General features: G+C 70.6%; 1 protein-coding gene and 2 pseudogenes. All 3 read left to right on the top strand.

Annotation, left to right across the window (positions count from 1 at the left end):
- Positions 1-134: pseudogene (locus tag ACWEBX_RS40975) on the top strand (permease-like cell division protein FtsX); the annotation flags it as partial.
- A 20-nt stretch (positions 135-154) separates the two neighbouring features.
- Positions 155-454, top strand: a pseudogene (locus ACWEBX_RS40970) (YybH family protein); the annotation flags it as partial.
- Positions 455-471: 17 nt separating this feature from the next.
- Positions 472-1,257: aldehyde dehydrogenase family protein (locus tag ACWEBX_RS40965; protein WP_451889758.1), on the top strand; the 786-nt coding region annotated here is incomplete at its 3' end.

The raw sequence follows: 1,257 nt of genomic DNA, 5'->3' as shown, positions 1-1,257 counted from the left end.
GCGCGGTGACCAGCGACCAGAAGAAGCAGATCGTCGCCGACCTGGACAAGATGTCCACGGTCGTGCAGAAGGTCACCTACGAGTCCTCGGACCAGCCCTCGTCGCCGCCTTCGCCGAGGGCCGCCTCGACGACTACTTCGGTGCCTTCGCGCCGGAGGCGACGTTCGTCTTCCACACCACGCCGCAGCGGCTGAACTCCACGGCCGAGTACCGCGCCCTGTGGCGGCAGTGGGTGGAGCAGGACGGTTTCCGCATCCTCGGCTGCACCTCGTCCGCCCAGTTGATCCAGCCCTTCGGCGACACCGCCGTCTTCAGCCACGACGTGGAGACCCGGGTCGCCACCAACGCCGGCGAGGAGACGGTCCACGAGCGGGAGACCGTCGTCTTCGCCCGCTCCGAGGACGGTGCCTGGCTCGCCGTCCACGAGCACCTGTCGCCCCGTACCACCGCCTGACCAGGAGAGACGTTTCCATGAGCAGCACGTTCCGCAACTACATCGACGGCGCGTTCGCGGATGCCGTCGACGGCCGGACGCTCGACGTGGTGGACCCCACCACGGGTGACGTCTACGCGACCTCCCCGCTCTCGGGGGCGGCCGACGTGGACGCGGCGATGGCGGCGGCCGCCGCGGCCTTCCCCGTCTGGCGCGACACGACTCCGTCCGTACGTCAGCGCGCTCTGCTGAAGATCGCGGACGCGATGGAGGCACGCGCCGACGAACTGGTCGCCGCGGAGAGCCGCGACACCGGCAAGCCGCTGCACCTCACCCTCAGCGAGGAACTCGCCCCCGCGATCGACCAGGTCCGCTTCTTCGCGGGCGCTGCCCGGATGCTGGAGGGCCGCTCGGCCGGCGAGTACATGGAGGGCATGACCTCGATCATCCGCCGCGAGCCGGTCGGTGTGTGCGCCCAGGTGGCGCCGTGGAACTACCCGCTGCTGATGGCGGTGTGGAAGTTCGCCCCGGCGCTCGCGGCGGGCAACGCGGTGGTCCTCAAGCCCTCGGACACCACCCCTGCCTCCACGGTGCTCATCGCGGAGATCATCGGCGGTGTCCTGGAGGAGCTCGGTCTGCCCAAGGGGATCTTCAACGTGGTCTGCGGCGACCGCGAGACCGGCCGGCTGATGGTGGAGCACCCGACCCCGGCGATGGCCTCCATCACCGGCTCGGTGCGCGCCGGCATCCAGGTCGCCCAGAGCGCGGCCAAGGACGTCAAGCGGGTCCACCTGGAGCTGGGCGGCAAGGCTCCGGCCGTGGTG

The organism is Streptomyces sp. NPDC005070, assembly GCF_053600395.1.
This window is presented reverse-complemented; position numbering and strand designations above follow the sequence as displayed.